At 62.5% G+C, this 19,541-nt stretch carries 18 protein-coding genes; 5 read left to right on the top strand and 13 right to left on the bottom strand.

What is annotated here, in order from left to right:
• Nucleotides 1-366: 366 nt before the first annotated feature.
• Nucleotides 367-1,467 carry an NAD/NADP-dependent octopine/nopaline dehydrogenase family protein gene (locus LQT98_RS03960; RefSeq protein ID WP_231461197.1) on the top strand — a complete coding sequence of 367 codons (1,101 nt, stop codon included), beginning with the start codon at nt 367-369 and terminating at the stop codon, nt 1,465-1,467.
• A 97-nt stretch (nt 1,468-1,564) separates the two neighbouring features.
• Nucleotides 1,565-2,473: a DMT family transporter gene (locus LQT98_RS03955; RefSeq protein ID WP_269325926.1), complete on the top strand. Its 909-nt coding sequence runs from the start codon at nt 1,565-1,567 to the stop codon at nt 2,471-2,473.
• Nucleotides 2,474-3,049: 576 nt separating this feature from the next.
• Here LQT98_RS03955 and LQT98_RS03950 read toward each other — a convergent pair.
• The 7 genes from LQT98_RS03950 to hemE form a co-directional block, all read right to left on the bottom strand.
• Nucleotides 3,050-4,054: an NAD(P)H-dependent glycerol-3-phosphate dehydrogenase gene (locus tag LQT98_RS03950; protein WP_048409925.1), complete on the bottom strand. Its 1,005-nt coding sequence runs from the start codon at nt 4,052-4,054 to the stop codon at nt 3,050-3,052.
• 9 nt (nt 4,055-4,063) lie between these two features.
• Complete coding sequence (locus LQT98_RS03945) at nt 4,064-4,507, bottom strand: SH3 domain-containing protein (protein WP_231461195.1); 444 nt, start codon at nt 4,505-4,507, stop codon at nt 4,064-4,066.
• Between the two features lie 13 nt (nt 4,508-4,520).
• Entirely contained in the window at nt 4,521-4,973 is a 453-nt protein-coding gene (gene secB / locus LQT98_RS03940) for a protein-export chaperone SecB (RefSeq protein ID WP_048409927.1), read from the bottom strand.
• 130 nt (nt 4,974-5,103) lie between these two features.
• Nucleotides 5,104-5,361: a glutaredoxin 3 gene (grxC, locus tag LQT98_RS03935; protein ID WP_048409928.1), complete on the bottom strand. Its 258-nt coding sequence runs from the start codon at nt 5,359-5,361 to the stop codon at nt 5,104-5,106.
• Nucleotides 5,362-5,457: 96 nt separating this feature from the next.
• Nucleotides 5,458-6,846 (bottom strand): D-alanyl-D-alanine carboxypeptidase/D-alanyl-D-alanine endopeptidase, encoded by a 1,389-nt coding sequence (gene dacB, locus LQT98_RS03930; protein ID WP_231461194.1) that lies wholly within the window; start codon nt 6,844-6,846, stop codon nt 5,458-5,460.
• 7 nt (nt 6,847-6,853) lie between these two features.
• Nucleotides 6,854-9,028: a primosomal protein N' gene (locus LQT98_RS03925; RefSeq protein WP_231461193.1), complete on the bottom strand. Its 2,175-nt coding sequence runs from the start codon at nt 9,026-9,028 to the stop codon at nt 6,854-6,856.
• A gap of 562 nt (nt 9,029-9,590) precedes the next feature.
• Nucleotides 9,591-10,658, bottom strand: a complete 1,068-nt coding sequence (hemE, locus tag LQT98_RS03920) for a uroporphyrinogen decarboxylase (protein ID WP_231461192.1) — start codon at nt 10,656-10,658, stop codon at nt 9,591-9,593.
• Between the two features lie 108 nt (nt 10,659-10,766).
• Between hemE and LQT98_RS03915 the strand changes: the two genes are divergently transcribed.
• Entirely contained in the window at nt 10,767-11,447 is a 681-nt protein-coding gene (locus tag LQT98_RS03915; protein ID WP_048409932.1) for a Dph6-related ATP pyrophosphatase, read from the top strand.
• Here LQT98_RS03915 and LQT98_RS03910 read toward each other — a convergent pair.
• The 4 genes from LQT98_RS03910 to LQT98_RS03895 all read right to left on the bottom strand — a co-directional run bounded on the left by LQT98_RS03910 (nt 11,435) and on the right by LQT98_RS03895 (nt 14,349).
• A complete protein-coding gene (locus LQT98_RS03910) occupies nt 11,435-12,280 on the bottom strand; it encodes a substrate-binding periplasmic protein (RefSeq protein WP_231461191.1) in 846 nt (281 codons plus the stop codon). The genes LQT98_RS03915 and LQT98_RS03910 overlap by 13 nt on opposite strands.
• Before the next feature lie 41 nt (nt 12,281-12,321).
• Complete coding sequence (locus LQT98_RS03905) at nt 12,322-12,837, bottom strand: chromate transporter (protein ID WP_231461190.1); 516 nt, start codon at nt 12,835-12,837, stop codon at nt 12,322-12,324.
• Nucleotides 12,834-13,391 carry a chromate transporter gene (locus tag LQT98_RS03900; RefSeq protein ID WP_231461189.1) on the bottom strand — a complete coding sequence of 186 codons (558 nt, stop codon included), beginning with the start codon at nt 13,389-13,391 and terminating at the stop codon, nt 12,834-12,836. Before LQT98_RS03900 ends, LQT98_RS03905 begins: the two co-directional genes overlap by 4 nt.
• A 97-nt stretch (nt 13,392-13,488) precedes the next feature.
• The gene (locus LQT98_RS03895; protein WP_231461188.1) at nt 13,489-14,349 is read right to left on the bottom strand and encodes a LysR family transcriptional regulator; all 861 of its coding nucleotides are present in this window, start codon (nt 14,347-14,349) and stop codon (nt 13,489-13,491) included.
• A gap of 124 nt (nt 14,350-14,473) precedes the next feature.
• Between LQT98_RS03895 and LQT98_RS03890 the strand changes: the two genes are divergently transcribed.
• Nucleotides 14,474-15,073, top strand: coding sequence for a short chain dehydrogenase (locus LQT98_RS03890; protein ID WP_231461187.1), 600 nt, complete (start codon nt 14,474-14,476; stop codon nt 15,071-15,073).
• A 96-nt stretch (nt 15,074-15,169) separates the two neighbouring features.
• Here the strand turns inward: LQT98_RS03890 and parE are convergent, their stop codons facing one another.
• Both parE and LQT98_RS03880 read right to left on the bottom strand, forming a co-directional pair.
• The gene (gene parE, locus LQT98_RS03885) at nt 15,170-17,134 is read right to left on the bottom strand and encodes a DNA topoisomerase IV subunit B (protein ID WP_231461186.1); all 1,965 of its coding nucleotides are present in this window, start codon (nt 17,132-17,134) and stop codon (nt 15,170-15,172) included.
• A 128-nt stretch (nt 17,135-17,262) separates the two neighbouring features.
• Nucleotides 17,263-17,790 (bottom strand): RNA pyrophosphohydrolase, encoded by a 528-nt coding sequence (locus LQT98_RS03880; protein ID WP_048409938.1) that lies wholly within the window; start codon nt 17,788-17,790, stop codon nt 17,263-17,265.
• 199 nt (nt 17,791-17,989) lie between these two features.
• On the opposite strand from LQT98_RS03880, the gene pssA reads away from it, so the two are divergent.
• Nucleotides 17,990-19,330: a CDP-diacylglycerol--serine O-phosphatidyltransferase gene (pssA, locus tag LQT98_RS03875; RefSeq protein WP_231461185.1), complete on the top strand. Its 1,341-nt coding sequence runs from the start codon at nt 17,990-17,992 to the stop codon at nt 19,328-19,330.
• Nucleotides 19,331-19,541: the final 211 nt, after the last annotated feature.

Here is a 19,541-nt window from a genome sequence, read left to right as displayed (position 1 = left end):
GGCAACAGCCCGCACCCCACCTCAGCCAGCCTTCGCCAACATGCAAGCCGACAGAGCACTCACAGCACACTGGAACAGGCTTATCCGGACCGTTCAAAGACTCACCAAGGGTGCAAGCCAATTTCAACATAATAAATATATTCACATTAAAAACAGTCAACACATAAAAGCCGAGACCCAATCTAGAATTTAATAAACAATCAAAAATATTTACCACATATTTACAAAACAATAATTGACCCTTTAGCAGGTGTAGGGTTTTCAATAAAACAGCCTGCTGCAAGTTGGTTTAAGCAAGTCAAACATCAGCTGCCGACAGGCATTTACTTCCATGGTTAGTAATTGATCAGCTAAAGGAGAGTCAACATGAACATAACTATTCTTGGTTGTGGCCACGGTGGACAAGCGCTTGCAGCCCAACTGACCTTGCTCGGCAATACCGTTACACTCCATGCGGATGAAAGCCATCCTGGGCATCTGCACACTATCCGCAATAACACCATCACTCTACAAGGCAAGTTAAAAGCCAGTGCCAGGTTAGAACTACTGACCACCGATATCGAGCTGGCTTTACTGGGCGCCGAGGTGATCTACTTATCGCTCCCCACCCATGCTCACCTGCCTCAATTCAGGAAAATGCTGCCTTTCCTGAAAAAAGGACAGATCGTCATTACCTTGGCCGGTAACTTCAGCTCACTTTATTTTCATCAAGAGCTGGTCAAAGCCGGCAAGGAGCGCGACATCCACCTTGCCGACATCGCCTCACTGCCTTACGCCTGCCGCGCCCAAGAGGGCGGCGAGGTCAACATTATCGATATCAAGCAAAAAATTGATATCGCCGCCATGCCCGCATGCAATACTTCATACATTAAAAATAAGATAGCTGGACACTTTCCTTCGCAATTGCAAGCCAGCACCAACATACTGGAAATGGGGCTCAATATCACGAGTGCCATCAGCCACCCTACCCTGATGGTGACCAATGCCGGCCGGATAGGCAAAGGCGGAGCTGATTTCTATTTTTACAAGGAGGGCATCAGCCGCGACATCGCCAATATCATTGCTACCCTGGACGCTGACCGGATGAAAATAGGTGAGATTTATGGCTTCAGGATGCCCAGTTACCTGGAGCTGATGAATCGGTTTTATGCTTACAGCTATACATCCTATTACGATTTTTTCACCCAATCCCCGGCTCACAACACGCTCAAGCTTTGCCCGGTCTCAATGCAAGAGCGCTATCTTTCTCAAGACATTCCCTATGTGATGCTGCCTTGGTATAGCTTGGGTCTGCATGCCGGATATGAATCCAACGTAATGAAGTCATTGATCTACTTCTCTTCGGTATTGAACGATACTTGCTATTTTTCGCAAGGACGGGCGATTGCCAGCGACTTCTTCGACGGAATGGAGCTAATCGACATCAAGCATTACTTAAGCAACGGCAGACTGCCCCTCGCCGCCTGATGTCGTAACAGGCCAAACCAACCCGACTGCCATCCCGCCACACCTATCGGCCCCGCCACGGCAGGTGTCGGGGCCATCACACACAGGCTTGTTGCTCATGCACACCCCGTCCCAGCGCCCTTTTCGCGGTAAAATCAAACACTTCCATAAAGCCATTTTATTCATGCTGATCGCCTACGCCAGCATTGTCATCATGGGAGTGTTCGTCAAAGTCTCCTCCAGCAATATTCCTCCCAGCCAAATTTTGTTTTTCCGGTTTTTCATCGGCCTGCTATTTATCTTGCCCTTCGTGTTCAACAGCTCCCAGTTCAATTTCAAGATGCACAACTTCAAATACAGCCTACTGAGAAACGCGGCCGGACTACTCAGCATGCTGCTCATGTTCTACAGCCTGAAATACCTGCCGGTGTCCACCGCCATCCTGCTGACCAATACCTCGACGCTGTTCGTGCCGCTGTTCATGCTGCTCATCTTCAAGAACAGAACCTCCTGGTCCACCATCTTGTGCACGGTGCTGGGCTTTGCCGGCATTTGCATCATCTTTTACACGCCGCAAGCCGAAATCAACAGCCTGTATCTGTCGATAGGAGTATTGAGCGCCGCCTTTGCCGCGCTGGCCTATATCGGCATCAAGCAACTGAGCAAGGACCATTCCGCACTAGAAATCATTTTCTATTTCTATGCCAGCAGCAGCATCGCCATTCCGCTATTCACCACCTACGGCTGGGTATGGCCCTCCTGGACAGATACGCTGTCCTTGCTGATGGTGGGGATTTTCGGCCTGGCCTTTCAGATCTTCATCACCAAGGCCTTCAAGCTGTCCGATATCAGCGAGATCACGCCCTTCATCTTCACTGGCGTCATTCTGTCCGCGCTATCCGACTGGCTGGTCTGGAGCAATGCTCCCAGCGGCCGTTTCTGGGTTGGCGCCGCGGTGATCGTGCTCTCCGTCAGCCTGCTGGCCAAACTGAAAGCCCCGGAACAAACCGCCACCCTGCCGCGATAGCGTCTCCGCCCCCTGGTCAAGGCATAACTTCGGCATGATCCGATGCGCTGCCTTGACCCTCCCACCTCAACCCGTAACAATCTCCGCGAGTCAGCTCATCCACCGTCTATTGGGGTGACGGCCCAATACCAACGAGTCTCTGCCAGCCCGACAGGGCAGGCGGATGGCGGGGAGGTGCTATGCACCTACCGGTTGCCTGTATCCGGTCTGTCAGCCCTGTCATTCGCCTGCCGCACCCATTTGGCAGTACGACGGGCTGGCACAAAACCCGCTTTTCCCTGATCCGCATGCGCCAGCGCTCTCCGCCCCCCTGAATGCCGTTGTCAAACCACGGCGCCAGAAGCCCGCCAAGGAGCCTGACATCGTACCGGTACCGCGCCGCTGTGCCATGAGGGCAGCACTTCGCCGGCAAGTCACTGCGCATATTGCCGGAGCCATTCCTGCAGCGGATAGTGGTGGCTGACACAGGCAGGGGCGGTGTTACCTCCCGCTACACCACGCCGGCAATGAAAAACGGACCGAAGCCCTGGGGCAACGGTCCGTTTTCGCATCCAGCCGATGGCGCCGGCCCCTGGCTCACTGCAGCAGATCGCCATCCTCGGACTTGGGCGATCGACTTAGCAGGCCCTGCACCACTTGCTGCGGGTCATGACCCTGGTAGAGCAGGCCGCAGACCGCGGCGGTGATGGGCATGTCCACTTCCAGCCGCTCGGCCATGGTCAGCACTTCGCGGGCGGTGGCCACGCCTTCGGCGACATGGCCCAGTTCCTGCAGCACTTGCGCCAGCGGCTTGCCTTCGGCCAGTTTCAGACCCACCTGGCGGTTGCGCGACAGCGCGCCGGTGCAGGTGAGGATCAAGTCGCCCATGCCGGCCAGGCCCATCATGGTGTGTTGGCTGGCGCCCAGCGCGGTGGCCAGGCGGGTGATTTCGGCCAGGCCGCGCGTGATCAGCGCGGCGCGGGCGTTCATGCCGTATTCCAGGCCGTCGGCCACACCGGTGGCGATGGCCATCACGTTCTTGACCGCGCCGCCCACTTCCACCCCCACCAGGTCGGCATTGGCGTACAGGCGCAGCAGCGGGCTGTGCAGATCGCGCGCCACTTGGCGGGCGAAGGCTTCGTCGTCGGAGGCGATGGCCGCCGCCGCCGGCAAGCCCTGAGCCACTTCTCGCGCGAAGCTGGGGCCGGACAGCACGCCGCAGCGGTGGTTGGCCGGCAGTTCCTCGGCCACCACTTGGTGCGGCAGCAGGCTGGAGCCGGCTTCGAAGCCCTTGCAGGCCCATAGCAGCGGCGGCAGTTGCGAGGACAGGGCGGTCAGCGCCCGCAGCGTGGGCCGCAGCCCGGCCATCGGCGTGACGATGAGGATGAGTTCGGCGTCGTGGATGGCGCGCGGCAGTTCCGCGGATAGCTTGAGCGCGTCCGGGAACGGGCAGTCGGGCAGGTAACGCCGGTTGACGCGGTTGGCGGCCAGTTCGGCCACTTGGTTGGCGTCGCGCGCCCACAGCGTCACTTGGTGATGACGGGCAAAGGCTATGGCCAGGGCGGTGCCCCATGCGCCAGCGCCCAGGATGGCCAGTTTCATGCGTTGCCCTTACAAGCCCCAGAGGTCGGTAATACGAGCATAGCCGATGCTGCCGTCGCGGTGGCGCACTTTGACCCAGCCGCCCTTGGGCGGCTCTTGCAATTCCACCACGCCATCCTTGGGCACGGTATAGGCCAGCGGGCCGTCGTTGGCCGGAGTGGCGCGCACTTCGGCCTTGTCGACGGTGATCAGCAACCAACGCTGTTTGGATAGCGCTGCCGCCGGAATCCAGGCGATGCCGCCGGTGGCGTCGCGCACGCGCGACCATTCCTTCTGGCTGCTCAGCACTTCCACCGGATAGTAGCGGCTCACCACGAACAGTTTCTTCGAGGTGAGCGCCGGCGCCTCGTACAGCGCCACGCCGGTTTCCTTGACCGAGCGAAACTCAAGAGCGGCCGCGCTGTGGGCCAGCAGGCCCAGGCTCAGCGCCAGCGGGTATACGAGGCGTTTCATCACTGGTTTCGCCTCAGGCGTTGCCGGCTTCGGCCAGTTGCGCACGCTGCTGCATGTACAGGGCTTCGAAGTTGATCGGCGACAGCAGCACCGGCGGGAAGCCCGCGCGGTTGACTACGCTGGACACGGCTTCGCGCGCGTAGGGGAACAGGATGTTGGGGCAAGCCACGCCCAGGATCGGGTCGATGTCTTCGGTCGGCACGTTGCGGATCTGGAAGATGCCGGACTGGCCCACTTCGCACAGGAACATGGTTTTTTCCGGCAGCTTGGCGGTCACGGTCACGGTCAGGGTGACTTCGTAGTAGCCATCGTCCAGCTGCTTGCCTTCGCTGGCCAGCTGCATGTCGATTTCCGGCTGTTCTTGCTCCAGGAACACCTGCGGCGCGTTCGGCACTTCCAGGGACATGTCCTTCACATAGATCTTCTCGATGGAGAACGCCGGTTGCAGCTCTTGTTGTTCGCTCATGTCTTTTCTCACACGGAGGCCGCTCGCAAGCGGCCGGTTTTGGAATGGTGTAAACAGGCCTGCATCATCGCACGAAAGCGGTTCAGGGCCAACCGCCCGCAAGCCGGGGCTTGATCGCGGGCAAGCGGGCTCAATCGGCCAGCAGCAGGTCCAGCTTGCCGGCTTGGTTCAGCGCGATCAGATCGTCGCAGCCGCCGACGTGGGTGTCGCCGATGAAGATCTGCGGCACGGTGCGGCGGCCGGTCAGATCCATCATTTTGTCGCGCTCGACCGGGTCCAGGTCGATGCGGATTTCCTTGATGTCGGCCACGCCCTTGGCGGACAGTACTTGCTTGGCGCGGATGCAGTAGGGGCAGACCGCGGTGGTGTACATGGTTACGGGTTTCATCAATGGCTCTCGCGGGTTCGGGCGCTCCGGCGAGGAGCGCAAAACCCGATATTATACGCGCGCCGCGCGCGCCGAAACCGTCAATCCGCCGCCAGCTTATTTGGCGGCTTCGAACTGATCGATCAGATCGGCGACGATCTGATCCATCGCCTTGCCCATTTCCGGCGCGCGCGGGCTGTTGACGATCACCGCCAGCGCCAGCCGGCGGCCATCCGCGCCCAGCCAGTAGCCTGCCAGCGCCTTGACGTCCTTGAGGGTGCCGGTCTTCATCCGCAGCCGCGGGCCTTGATCGGCGAAGCGTTTTTTCAGGGTGCCGTCTTCACCGGCGATGGGCAGGCTGGCCAGGAATTCGCTGGCGTAGGGGCCGCGCGCGGCATTGAGCAACACCTGCCCCATTAGCCGCGCGCTCACGCGTTCGCGGCGCGATAGACCGGAGCCGTTCTCCAACACCAGCGTCTCGTCGGAAATGCCGTTGGCCGCCAGCAACCGCCGCACCGCGTGTTCGGCGTTGGCGCGGGTGTCCTCGCCGCCGCCCTCCTTGCCCAGGGTCAGGAACAAGGTGCGCGCCATGGTGTTGTTGCTGTATTTATTAATGTCGCTGATCGCCACGGTCAGCGGCTGGGAGTCGTGCCCCGCCAGTTCCCGCGCGCCGGCCGGCACCCGCCCCTGTCCGGCGCCCTTGGGCCCGGCACCGCCCAGCGCCTGCCACAGCGCGGCGAAGTCCTGGCTGGCGAAGGCATCGTGGTCCAGCACGTTGACGAAGGTCTTGGCGCCGTCGCAGCTGGCGGGCAAGGTGCCGCTGACGGTGACGGAATTGGCGTCGTTGCTGATCGTGGCGTAGCGGCGCACGTCGGAGCAGTCGTTCGGGCCGCCCTGGCCGCCGGCCTGCAGCTTGGCGTTGACGCGGACGCCGGCCAGCGGCGGGTCCAGCGCCACGCGCGCGCCGGCGGCGTCGACATAGAAGTTGAGCCAGGCCACTTTCAGATTGGTCAGGTGGCTGTCCGGCTCCACGGTAAATGCGCGCCCAAGGTCTTCGTCGAAGTCATGGGCGCTGGAAATGCCCTTGAACGCGCTCTTGTCCAACAGCAGGCGACCGTCTATCTGTTTGACGCCGCGCAGCCGCAGCTCATACAGCAGCTTGAGCAGGCTATCGTTGTTGAAGCGCGGATCGCCGGCGCCCAGCCAATAGAGATCTCCTTGCAAGGCGCCGTCGCGCAGCGGCGCGGCGGACCAGAGGCCGGTATGCCAGTGATAGCCGGGCTTGAGCAGGTTCAACGCGCTCCAGCTGGTGATCAGCTTCATGGTGGAGGCGGGGTTGACCGCGCTGTCGGCGCGGTGGCCGGCCAGCGTCTTGCCGCTTTCCACCGGCGCGGCCCAGACCGCCACTTCTTCCGGCTTGAGGCCATGCAGGTCCATGGCGAAAGCGGGCCAGGCAGCCAGCAGCAGGCAGCCGGCCAATAGGGTTTTCTTGAGAGTAGCGTTCATTCGGCGATCACATGTCTTGTGGGTCTACATCCAGCGACCAGCGCAGGCCGCGGCCATGGCGCTTGGCCACCGCGTCCAGCTGTGGCAGCAGTTGATTCAAAAAGGCGTGCAGCGCTTGCCGCTGCGGCGCTTCCAGCACCAGTTGGGCGCGCTCGCGATTGGCCAGCCTCACCATCAGCGCCGGCGCCGGGCCGGAGATCAGCACTTGCGCGCTCAGGGGCTCGGCCAGCCGGCGCGCCTCGGCGAGGAAGGCAGTGGCTTGTTCCAGGCTGGGGCTGTCGGCGCGCAGCAAGGCCTGATAGGCGCAGGGCGGGAAGCCGGCGATGCGACGCTCGTCCAACAAGGTGTTGGCGTAGCCGTCGAAATCGTGGCGCGCCAACGCCTGGTATAGCTCATGATCCGGCCATTGGGTCTGGATCAGCACTTCGCCGGGGGCATCGGCGCGGCCGGCACGGCCGGCCACTTGCATCAGTTGCGCGAACAGCCGTTCGGAGGCGCGGAAATCCGCGGAGTACAGACCGCCGTCCGCTCCCAGCGCCACCACCAGCGACAGGGTGCCGAAGTCGTGGCCCTTGGCCAGCATCTGGGTGCCCACCAGCATGTCGACCTCGCCGGCGTGCACTTTGCGGTAGATATCGTCCCAGGCTTCCTTGCGGCTGGTGGTGTCGCGGTCTATGCGCAGAATGCGCGCAGTGGGGAATAGGCGCGTCAGCGCCGATTCCAGCCGCTGGGTGCCCTCGCCCAGCGGTTTGATGTCGGGATTGCCGCAGTCCGGGCAGGCGCGCGGCACCGCTTCTTCCCAACCGCAATGGTGGCAACGCAGCTTGCGCTCCAGCAGGTGCACAACCAGCTTGGCGGAGCAGCGCGGGCAGCCGCTGGTCCAGCCGCAATCGGTGCAGGCCACCACCGGCGCGAAGCCGCGGCGGTTGATGAACACCAAGCTCATTTCGCCGCGCGCCAGGCGCTGGCGCAATGCTTCGATCACCGGTTCGGACAGGCCTTCGGCCAGTTTTTGCCGCCGCACGTCGACCAAGCGGACATCCGGCAGCCTGGCCGCGCCATGCGCGCGCCGGCTCAGGGATAACCGGCGATAACGGCCGGCTTCGACATTGGCCATGGTTTCCAGGCTGGGCGTGGCCGAGCCCAGCAGGATGGGCACAGCGGCCCGGCGCGCGCGCCAGATCGCCAGATCGCGCGCATGGTAGCGCAGGCCATCCTGCTGCTTGAAGGAGCCGTCGTGCTCCTCGTCCACCACGATCAACCCCAGGCGCGGCAGCGGAGTGAACACGGACAAGCGGGTGCCTATCACCACATCGGCGCGGCCTTGCCAGCCATCGAGCCAACCCTTCAGGCGCTCGCCATCGGCCAGATGGCTGTGCTGCACAGCGATGCGGCTGGCGGGAAAACGCTGGGTGAAGCGGGTGATCAGTTGCGGGGTCAGATTGATTTCCGGCACCAGCACCAGCACTTGGCAGCCGGCGGCCAGATGATCCGCGATCAGTTGTAGATAGACTTCGGTCTTGCCGCTGCCGGTAATGCCGTGCAGCAGCCACGGTTGATAGCCCGCCTGGCCACGCAAGGCATCCAGCGCGGCCTGTTGTTCTTCGTTCAGTTCGGGGCTGTCCGCCACCCGCAAGGGCGCCGCTTCCGGTTCCACGCGGTGGATCTTGTCTTCCGCCAGCCAGTCCGCCAGCACTTTGCCGGCCTGCGGCGTCACCGCCTTGGCGGCGGCAAGCGTCAGCGGGCCATCCTGCAACGCCTGCCATAGCGCCAGCCTGGCGCGCTGGCGCGCCGGCGGCGCTTCCGCCTCGCCCAGCGGCGTCAGCGCGTAGGGACGTTCATCCGGCAATTGGATATCCCGTGGCTCGCGCAGGCCGGTGGGCAAGGCGGTGAACAAGGTCTGGCCCAGTGGATGGTGATAGTAGTCGGCAGCGAAGCGGACCAGGGCCATGAAGTCTTCCGGCAGCGGCGGCAGGCCGCTCAGCACCGCGTCTATGCTTTTGAGCTTGGCCGGCTCGATACCCTGCTGAGGTATATCCGTGACAACCACGCCACAAAGCCGGCGCGGCCCGAAGGAAACCGCGACTCTTTGCCCAATCATGACAGACAACTGGGTCAGGTAGCTGAACGTACCTGGCAGCGGCACATCCACGGCCACTTGCACAATGCTGTGTTGCCCCATCCGGAGCGCTCCCGAAGACAAATGCTGTTGTGACAAGGCTTTGCGGCCACTGTGCACAGATGCTGTGGATAACTTTGTGAACAAGATGCCGGTCTACCGCCGAAATGGCGCTAGATCAGCGTTTCCATTAGATTGCACAAAAATTAATCAATAATTTTTTCTTTTATTTTCAAAGACTTAAATTGCAGAAAAAAACATGAGCAATCGGCTTGACAAGAACTGGAACTCTGACTAGCAGATGTGCATAACTCCGAGAACAACTACCGTTCTTCTTGTCAATATCCTTATTAACCCAAGTGCAAAAATGCAATCCGGCCGCAGGCGAACCATCGGCCGGACAAGCATCGATACCCCGGCGCGCGCCAAGCGGCGGCGAGGGAAAAGTTAAATTTTCTGTTGAAAAAACAAATCCTTTTCCACTTGCGGCGCTAATAGCAGCAGGCGATGGCTTCACAGTCTGATAAGGCGGGCTTTAATGCCCGCCGCCATGCTCCAGCCTGGTGCAGCGGCGCATGGGAAACGCGCCGGTCGGCAAAAACATGCAAATGAACTGGCGCCGGTTTCAGCCGGCGGCGTGATATGGCCGCGACAAGCGATGTACCGCTTCAACCAACGCACCGGCGTGCTCCGGCTTGACGTGCTGGGAGATGCCGTGGCCTAGATTGAAGACATGACCGCTGCCGGTGCCGTAGCTGGCCAGGATGCGCGCCACTTCGCGCTCGATGGCGGCGGGCTCGGCGAACAGCGCATTGGGATCGAAATTGCCTTGCAGCGCCACTTTGCCGCCCACCCGCGCGCGCGCGGCGCCCAGGTCCGTGGTCCAGTCCAGGCCCACGCAGTCGGCGCCGATGGCCGCGATCTCTTCCAGCCACTGCCCGCCGCCCTTGGTGAACACGATCACCGGCACGCGGCGGCCGTCGGCCTCGCGTTTCAAGCCGGCGACGATCTGGCGCATATAGGCCAGCGAGAACTCACGGTAGGCCGCCTGGGTCAGCGCGCCGCCCCAAGTGTCGAAGATCTGCACCGCTTGCGCGCCAGCGTCGATTTGGGCGTTCAGGTAGTCGATCACGGTGCGGGCGCTCACATCCAAGATGTGATGCAGCAGTTCCGGACGGCTGTAGAGCATGGCCTTGACGTGGCGGAAGTCATCGGAGCCGCCGCCTTCAATCATGTAGCAGGCCAGGGTGAACGGGCTACCGGAGAAGCCGATCAGCGGCACGCGGCCATCCAGCGCCTTGCGGATGCTGGACACGGCGTCGAAGACATAGCTCAGCTTGTCCAGCGCCGGCACCGCCAGCGCGCGAACCGCGGCTTCGTCGCGCAACGGACGCTCGAACTTGGGGCCCTCGCCTTCGGCGAAATACAAGCCCAGGCCCATGGCGTCCGGCACGGTCAGGATGTCGGAGAACAGAATGGCTGCGTCCAGCGGGAAGCGCTCCAGCGGCTGCAAGGTGACTTCAGTGGCGTAGTCAGGACTGGTGCACAGGCCCATGAAACTGCCGGCCCGGCTGCGAGTGGCGCGGTACTCCGGCAAATAGCGGCCCGCCTGGCGCATCATCCAGATCGGGGTGTATTCGACGGGCTGGCCAAGCAGCGCGCGCAGGAAGGTATCGTTCTTGAGCTGGGTCATGCGGCAATCAGTCCTGAATGACGAAAAAATAGAGCGTCATTATACCCGACTCCCCCGGCCCAGTCCCCCCGCTTGGCGGCGCGCCTCAGCACGGCTAAGCTATGCGCCATGAAGAAAACCGTACTCTTGTCCTGGAGCAGCGGCAAGGACAGCGCCTGGGCGCTGCATGTGCTGCGCCAGGACCCCGATGTCGAAGTGGTCGGGCTGTTCACCACCGTCAACCAGGCCTTCCAGCGCGTGGCCATGCACGCGGTCCGCGTCGAACTGCTGTGCGAACAGGCGGCGGCGCTGGGCTTGCCGCTGCGCCAGCTGAGCATCCCCTACCCTTGCAGCAACGAGGATTACGCCAGCCGGATGGCGGAATTCGTCAGCGCCTGCCGCGCCGACGGCGTCAGCCATATGGCGTTTGGCGACCTGTTCCTGGAGGATGTGCGCGCCTACCGCGAGCGCAATCTGGCCGGCAGCGGCATTGAGCCGCTCTTTCCGCTGTGGGGCCTGCCCACCGCCGAGCTGGCGCAGACCATGTTGCGCGGCGGCCTGAAAGCCAGGCTGACCTGCCTGGACCCGCGCAAGCTGCCGCGCGAGCTGGCTGGCCGCGACTTTGGCCAGGCTTTGCTGGATGCCTTGCCGCCGGACGCCGACCCATGCGGCGAATACGGGGAATTCCACTCCTTCGCCTGGGATGGACCGATGTTCCAGCGCCCGGTGGCGCACACCGTGGGCGAAACAGTGGAACGGGATGGATTTGTGTTCACGGACTTGCTGCCGCAGGAGTCTCAGCGCGGATAAAACCACAGTTCCTTGCGCTGCAACGGGGTTTCCTTGGGCAGCAGAGGGTTGGACAATTCGATGATGCGCCGTTGCGCCAGGTTCAAGGCGCGCAAGCGCGGACCGTTGAAACGCAGGAACAGCTTGTCGAAGCTGCCGTCCTTGATGGCGGCCTCCAGGCCCTGGGTCAAGGCCCGCGCCAGCTCCGGCCGGCGCGGCGACACGAAGAAGTAAAACGCCGCCGGGTAATGCAGCACCACGTAAGAATCCAACGCCAGGCCTTTGGCGGCGTCGGACTCCAGCTCCTGCCCCACCTCGATCACGCTGCGCGGGAAATAGTCAAAACGTCCCTGGCGCAGCATGGCGAACAGCGGCAAGTACAGGGGGCTGGCCACCACCGGCAAGCCTGCGCCGCGCAGAATCTGGGTATCCGGCCAATCCTGCCCCTGGCCTGCGCTCAGCGCCTTCAGATCCGCCAGCGTGAACACCTTTTCAAACAGCCGGGCGCGCTTTTGCGACACCAGCGGCACCCGCCAGCCTATCAAGCCCTTATAGAGCGGGATGCGCACCGGCAAGGCCTTCTGTTCGCGCTCGCGGCTACTCATGCCCCAGAACAAATCCACGCCGGCATCGCCGTGCGCCATCTGTTCCAGCGCCCGCCCCTGGTTCATGTCCAGCGCGCTGCTCAGCTCGCAACTAAGTTTGGCCTCGCCGCAGGCCAGTTGCAACAAGGCCTGCATATAGGGCAGATGCGGGTCCTGCTCCCCGGACACCAAGGCGTAGCGGATTGATAGCCCTTGCCCCTGCGCCCATGGCGCCAAGCAGCACAATAGCAGCCAGATCAAGACTCGCATCGCACTCCGTTCCCAGAACAAGGGCCGCCTCCGGCCACGTTTCATAATAGCCCCAGCCCGCCGAGCACGGCGCCGGCCAGCAACAGCCACAAAGGGTTGAGCGCGGTGCGCCAAGCCGCCAATGCCACCGCGCCGCACAACAACCAGGCGCCGACGCTGGCGTTGGCCGCCTGGCTCAACAACAGGGCGCTGGCTGCCACCAGCCCTATGGTCAGCGGCGCCAGACCACGCTGTATCGCCAGCGTCAGCGGCGCCTGCCGATAGCGCTGCCACCAGCGCGCCACGTAGAAACTCAGAATGGACGATGGCCCGCAAATGCCCAGCATGCTGACCACGGCGCCGGACACCCCGGCCACATGCCAACCGATCAGACAAACCACCAGCACATTGGGGCCGGGCGCGGCCTGGGCGATGGCGAACAACGCGGCGAATTCGCGCGCGTTCATCCAGCCTTGCTCCACCACCAGACGCTGCAGCTCGGGTATCAGCACATTGGCGCCGCCCACCGCCACCAGCGACAGCATGGAAAACTGCCACAGCAGCGTCAGCAATATCATGCGCCCTCCTTCGGCCGGTCGCGCCAGGCCAAGCCGATGGCGACCGGCGCCAACAAGAGCAGCGCCCACAGCAAGGGCAATTGCCATATTCCCAGCGCGCAGAAGGTCAAGGCGGCCACCAGCCCGCACCACAGCTTGCGCTCGATGCGCGCCAGCAAGCGCAGACCCATCGCCGCTATCAGGCCAGCGGCGGCGGAAGCCAGGCCATGCAGCACGTTCTGTACCAACGGCAGCTGACGGTAATGGCCATAAAAGGACGCCAGCAACAGCACGATGACCATGGGCGCCAGCAATAGCCCGGCGATGGCGGCGGCGGCTCCGCCGACGCCGTGAAAACGACTGCCCACCGCCACCGCGACATTGACGATATTCGGCCCCGGCAACACTTGACCCAAGCCCAGCATCACGGCGAAGTCCGCTTCGCTCAGCCAGCGGCGGCGCAACACCATCATCCGGTGCGCCTGCGGCAGCACGCCGCCGAAGCCAGTCAGGCCGATAGAGAAAAAGCCCGCGAACAATTCACGCCGGCTGGGCGTCCGCAAATCCGGCTCCATCCCCGTCTCTCCCTCGCCATTGCTTTAATGTATGCAAGCTACGCCGATGCGCACCCGCGCTCAAACGAAAATCGTTGACAAGCCCTGTCAATAAAACTCACAACCCGCCCAGGCGTTGCAGAATGAAGTCTATGAACACCCTCAACTTGGGCAAAGGCTGGCGGTCCGGCAGATAAATCAGGTGCATGGGCTTGGGCGGCGGCAGGCAGCCCGGCAGCAGCTCCACCAGCCGTCCGGCCGCCACATCGTCGCCGAGCAGCGCCTCGGCCTGCAGCACGATGCCGCCGCCCGCCAGCGCCACCATGCGCAGCGCCTGGCCGTGGTTGGACTGGAAGCGGCTGGCGCGCCCCCACTCGCCCGCGCCCAACAATTCCCAGCCATCGTCCTTGCGCCATAGCGAGAAGCCCAGACAATCATGCGCGGCCAGATCCGCCGGCGTCCGCGGCACGCCTTTGCGCGCCAGATAGGCCGGCGCCGCCGCCACCATCATCCGGTAGGGCTGCAATGGCCGGGCCACCAGACCGGAGTCCGGTAGTTGACCGATGCGGAAAGCGGCATCGTAGCCATCGGCCACCAGGTCGACCAGTTCGTCGGACAAGCTCAGGTCCACGGTGATGTCCGGATACGCTTGCATGAACTCGGCCAGCAGGCCGGCCAGGCGCAGCGAACCGAAGGTCACCGAGGCGTTGATCCGCAGCACGCCGCGCGGCGCGCCGCTCATCAACTCGACGCCGCTTTCCGCCGCACGAATTTCCGCCAGAATGGATTGGCAACGCTGGAAATAGTGCCGACCCAGTTCGGTCAGTTGTTGCCGGCGCGTGGTGCGCGCCAGCAGGCGGCCGCCCAGCCGCTGCTCCAGGCTGGCGATATGCTTGCCCACCATGGGTTGGGACAGGCCGTGCGCCTCCGCGGCCGCGGTGAAGCTTCCACGCTCCACCACGGTCACGAACAGTTCCATGCTCAATAGGCGATCCATGCCATTCATAACCCATGGTTTTCAATCTTGTTCATCTTAGCGGATTAATCCGTGCGCCGCGCGGGCGCAAAATGATCGGGTCTTGTACTTGTCCGGGAGATTCCCCATGAAAAAGATCCTCATCGTCGGTGCCCACGGCACCTTGGGCCAGGCCATCAGCCAGGCGCTGTCCCACCATCAACTGATCAAGGCCGGCAGCCGCCGCGGCGAGGTGCTGGTGGATCTGACCGACAGCGCCAGCATCCACGCGATGTTTGAGCGCATCGGCAAGGTGGACGCCATCATCAGCGCCACCGGCAAGCTGCATTTCGGTCCATTGGCGGAAATGAGCGCCGAGCAGTTCCGCATCGGCCTCAACGATAAGCTGATGGGCCAGGTGGAACTGACGCTGATCGGTCAGCATTATCTGAACGAAGGCGGCTCCATCACGCTGACCAGCGGCATCGTCAGCGAGCAGCCCATCCGCTTCGGCAGCAATGCCAGCGCGGTGAATTCGGCGCTGGAGGGCTTTGTGCGCGGCGCGGCGGTGGAATTGGACCGCGGCCGCCGCATCAATGTGGTCAGTCCCAATGTGCTGCGGGAATCCTGGGACCAGTACCAGGACTTCTTCCCAGGCTTCGAGGCGGTGCCGGCGGCGCGCGCCGCGCTGGCCTATGTGCGCAGCGTGGAAGGCGTGCAGACAGGACAGACACTGCGCGTCTGGTAAGAACCTGTTTGGAATCCGCTGCGCTGCGGCGATACCGCAGACATGACAACGCCCCCGCAAGCCAGGCTTGCGGGGGCGTTGAACGCGTGTCGTCGCTCAGATATCGGCTTCGACCGCGTTGCCGTTGGCCTCCATCCAGCTGCGGCGGCTGGATGCCTCGCCCTTGCCCATCAGCATGACGAAGGTGGACAGCGTCTGCTCCAGCTCGCCGGCGCGCACGCGCACCTGCGACAAGCGACGGGTGTCCGGATTCATCGTGGTGTCCTTCAACTGCTCCGGGTTCATCTCGCCCAGGCCTTTGAAGCGGGAAATGCCCCAGGCGTTCTCACGCACGCCTTCGCTGCGCAACCGGTCCAGAATGGCGGTCATCTCGCCTTCGTCCAGCGCGTACAGCTTGCGCGGCGGACGGTGCTTGCCCTGGCCCGGCACATCCACGCGGAACAGCGGAGGCTGGGCCACATAGATATTGCCGTTTTCGATCAGCCGCGGGAAATGGCGGAAGAACAGCGTCAGCAACAGCACCTGGATGTGGGAGCCGTCAACGTCGGCATCGGACAGGATGGCGATTTTGCCGTAGCGCTGGCCGGACAGGTCCGGGTGATCGCTGGGCCCATGCGGGTCCACGCCGATAGCCACCGAGATGTCGTGGATCTCGGCATTGGAGAACAGCTGGTCCTTGTCGGTTTCCCAGCTATTGAGCACCTTGCCGCGCAGAGGCAGGATGGCCTGGTACTCTTTGTCGCGCGCCAGCTTGGCCGAGCCGCCAGCGGAGTCGCCCTCCACCAGGAACAGCTCGTTGCGCTCGATATCCTCGCTCTCGCAATCAGTCAGTTTACCGGGCAGCACCGCCACGCCGGAGCCCTTCTTCTTCTCCACCTTCTTCACCGACTTCAGACGCGATTGCGCCTGACGTATCGCCAGTTCGGCGATTTTCTTGCCGGACTCCACGTTCTGGTTCAGCCACAGCTCCACCGGATCGCGCGCCAGGCCGGAAATCAGTTTCAAGGCGTCGCGGCTGGTCAGCTTGTCCTTGGTCTGGCCCTGGAACTGCGGATCCAGCACCCGGGCGGACAGCACGAAGCGCACACGGCTCCACACGTCCTCGGCCATCAGCTTGACGCCGCGCGGCAGCAGATTATGGTGATCGATGAAGCTCTTCACTGCATCGAACACGCCGGCGCGCAAGCCCGCTTCGTGGGTACCACCCACCGGGGTCGGGATCAGGTTGACGTAGCTCTCGCCACTGGCGCCATCCTCGAACCAAGCCATTGCCCACTGCGCGCCCTCGCCCTTGGCGAATTGCTCGTGATCATCGCCGATATAAGCCTCACCGGCGAACAGAGGCGCCACCGGCTCATCGCCATTGCACAGCTCGGCCAGATAGCTCTTCAACCCTTCCGGATATTGCCAGACCTTGACCTCGTCGCCGCTGGGACGCTCCACTATCAGCGTCACCGCCACGCCGGGCAGCAACACCGCCTTGGCGCGCAGCAGACGCTCCAGTTCCGGCAGCGAATAACGCGGGCTTTCAAAATACTTGCCGTCCGGCCATACCCGCACCCGGGTGCCGCTGGTGCGCGGGCCGCAATCGCCAACCCGGGCCAGCGGCTCGATGACGTCGCCGCCGGAGAACACCAGGCGGTGCACGCCGCCCTCGCGCTTGACCTCCACTTCCAGCCGCGTGGACAGCGCATTGGTCACCGAGACGCCGACGCCGTGCAGACCGCCGGAAAACGCATAGGCGCCGCCATCCTTCTTATTGAACTTGCCGCCAGCGTGCAGCCGGGTGAACACCAGTTCCACCACCGGCACGCCCTCCTGCGGATGCAGGCCCACCGGTATGCCGCGGCCATCGTCATCCACCGACAGCGAACCATCCTGATGCACCGTCACCGCGATCTTGCGCGCATAGCCGCCAAGCGCCTCGTCGGCGGCGTTGTCTATCACTTCCTGGCAAATATGGGTGGGGTCGGTGGTGCGGGTATACATCCCCGGCCGCTCCTTGACCGGCTCCAAGCCCTTGAGCACCCGTACCGACGATTCATCGTATTGTTGCGTCATGTCTTAAATCTTGTTGCCCAGCAAATTACGCCAAACGCCGCGGCAGTCTGCCACGGCGAAAAAAAAGACAGCGGGCCAGGCCCGCCGTATCGCATCCAGGCTGCGCCGACGACGCACCCGCCAACATCTCAGTGCTGCTCCTGAGGGCGGCCAATGCGCGTTAAATACGCTTCTCGGCTCTCCACCCCGCGCAGAAAACGCGCTAACTCGGCCAGCGCGCGCTCATAGACATCGCGCTTGAACTCGATCACAGCATCCACTGGCGCCCAGTATTCATTCCAGCGCCAACCATCGAACTCAGGGTGGCTGCTGGCGCGCAGACAGACATCGCACTCGCGGCCCACCAGCTTCAGCAGGAACCAGATCTGCTTCTGCCCCTTATAGCTGCCGCGCCACTCGCGGCGCACCCAGTTGGTCGGCACTTCATAACGCATCCAGTCGCGAGTGCGGCCCAGTATTTTCACATGTTGCGGCAGCAAACCCACCTCCTCCAGCAGCTCGCGATACATCGCGGCTTCCGGACTTTCGCCTGGCTTGATTCCGCCTTGCGGAAACTGCCAGGAATGCTCACGCACTCGCTTGCCCCAGAACACCTCATTCTTGCCATTGATGAGGATGATTCCGACATTGGGGCGGTATCCGTCCCGGTCCAGCATTGGAAAACCTGCAATTCATCTAGTTGAACGAATTTTTGCACATTTCTCCCCGCCTTGCCATGGACTCTGTCGTATCCCGCTTTCCAACCCGATTTGGCGTGGAACTGCGCTGGCGCAAGGATTGCCAGGGCGCCAACTCCCCCAAGAAGCGAAAACGATGCTACGATTCCACGATTAAACGTCAAACTCCAACGCTTACATGGCATTTCTGCTAAAAAGATCGTTGCTCGCTCAGCTGCCCAAGCTGCGTCTGCAAGCCGACGCCATCACCACCCTGCATCAGACCGCAGACTTCCGCCTTAGCCTGCTGGCCGCCATCGCTCAGGCCCAGCACCGCATCTACATCGCCGCGCTCTATCTGGAGCACGACGAGGCGGGGCAGGAAGTGCTGGATGCGCTGTTTGCCGCCAAGCAGCGGCAACCGCAGCTGGATATCCGAGTCATGGTAGATTGGCATCGCGCCCAGCGCGGGCGCATCGGCGAAAGTCAGGACAGCTGCAATGCCGCCTGGTACCGCGCCCAAGCCTTGTTGCACAGCGTCGATGTTCCGATCTACGGCATCCCGGTGCAAACCCGCGAGTTATTCGGCGTGCTGCACCTGAAAGGCCTGATTATTGACGAGCAGGTGCTGTACAGCGGCGCCAGCATCAACAATGTCTACCTGCACAAGCTGGACAAATACCGCTTCGACCGTTACCACCTGATCCGCAGCCAGGCACTGGCGGATACGATGGCCGGCTATATGCACGAGCAGTTCTTCAATGACCCCGCGGTGTTCCGGCTCGACAAGCCGGCGCCGGCCACCCGCAGCATCCGCAAGGAAATCCGCGTCTTCCGCGACAAGCTGAGTCATAGCCAATACCGCTTCCCGCATGATGCCGACGCGCATGATGGCCTGTCTATCAGTCCCATTGTCGGCATCGGCAAAGGCAACGCGCTCAACCGGGTGATCCTGGATCTGATCGCCAACACCCAGAGCACGCTGTTCATCTGCACCCCCTATTTCAATTTCCCGCGTTCGGTGGTGCTCGCCATCAACAAGGCCTTGCGACGCGGCGTGCAGATCGACATCGTCGTCGGCGACAAAACCGCCAACGACTTCTACATCCCGCCCAGCGAGCCCTTTCGGGTCATCGGCGCCTTGCCCTATCTCTACGAAATGAATCTGCGCCGCTTCGCCAAGCGCCAACGCCATTACATCGGCACCAATCAGCTGCGCGTTCATTTGTGGAAAGACGGCGACAACACTTACCACCTGAAAGGCATGTTCAGCGACCAGCGCCACATGCTCTTGACCGGCAATAACCTCAACCCGCGAGCTTTCCGGCTGGACATGGAAAACGCGCTGCTGATCAACGACCCTCACGCCGAACTCAAGCACCAGAACCAACAGGAACAGGACAATATCCTGCGCCACAGCCGGCAACTGCTGCATTACCGTGAGCTGGAAGACGTGCGCACCTATCCGGATCAGATCAAGAAGCTGCTGACGCGCTTGAGCCGCGTGCGCATCGATCGCATGTTGAACCTGATGTTGTAAGTTCCAGCGTTCCAAGACCAAGCGCCGCTCGCGGCGCTTTTTTATTGCCCGTCACTTCCTCGCCCGTCACTTCCTCACTTCTGCGCGGCTTCAAGCCATTCTCCGCACCGGCTTTAAAGCGAGAGCCACGGAGAAAGTGGAATGGCATTGGAAGGGGGCAACGGCGTCACGGCAGGCACTGAACAGGTTTAAACGCAACAAAGCCTCCCCG

The organism is Chromobacterium aquaticum (assembly GCF_021129195.1).
Lineage (GTDB): Bacteria > Pseudomonadota > Gammaproteobacteria > Burkholderiales > Chromobacteriaceae > Chromobacterium > Chromobacterium aquaticum.
This window is presented reverse-complemented; position numbering and strand designations above follow the sequence as displayed.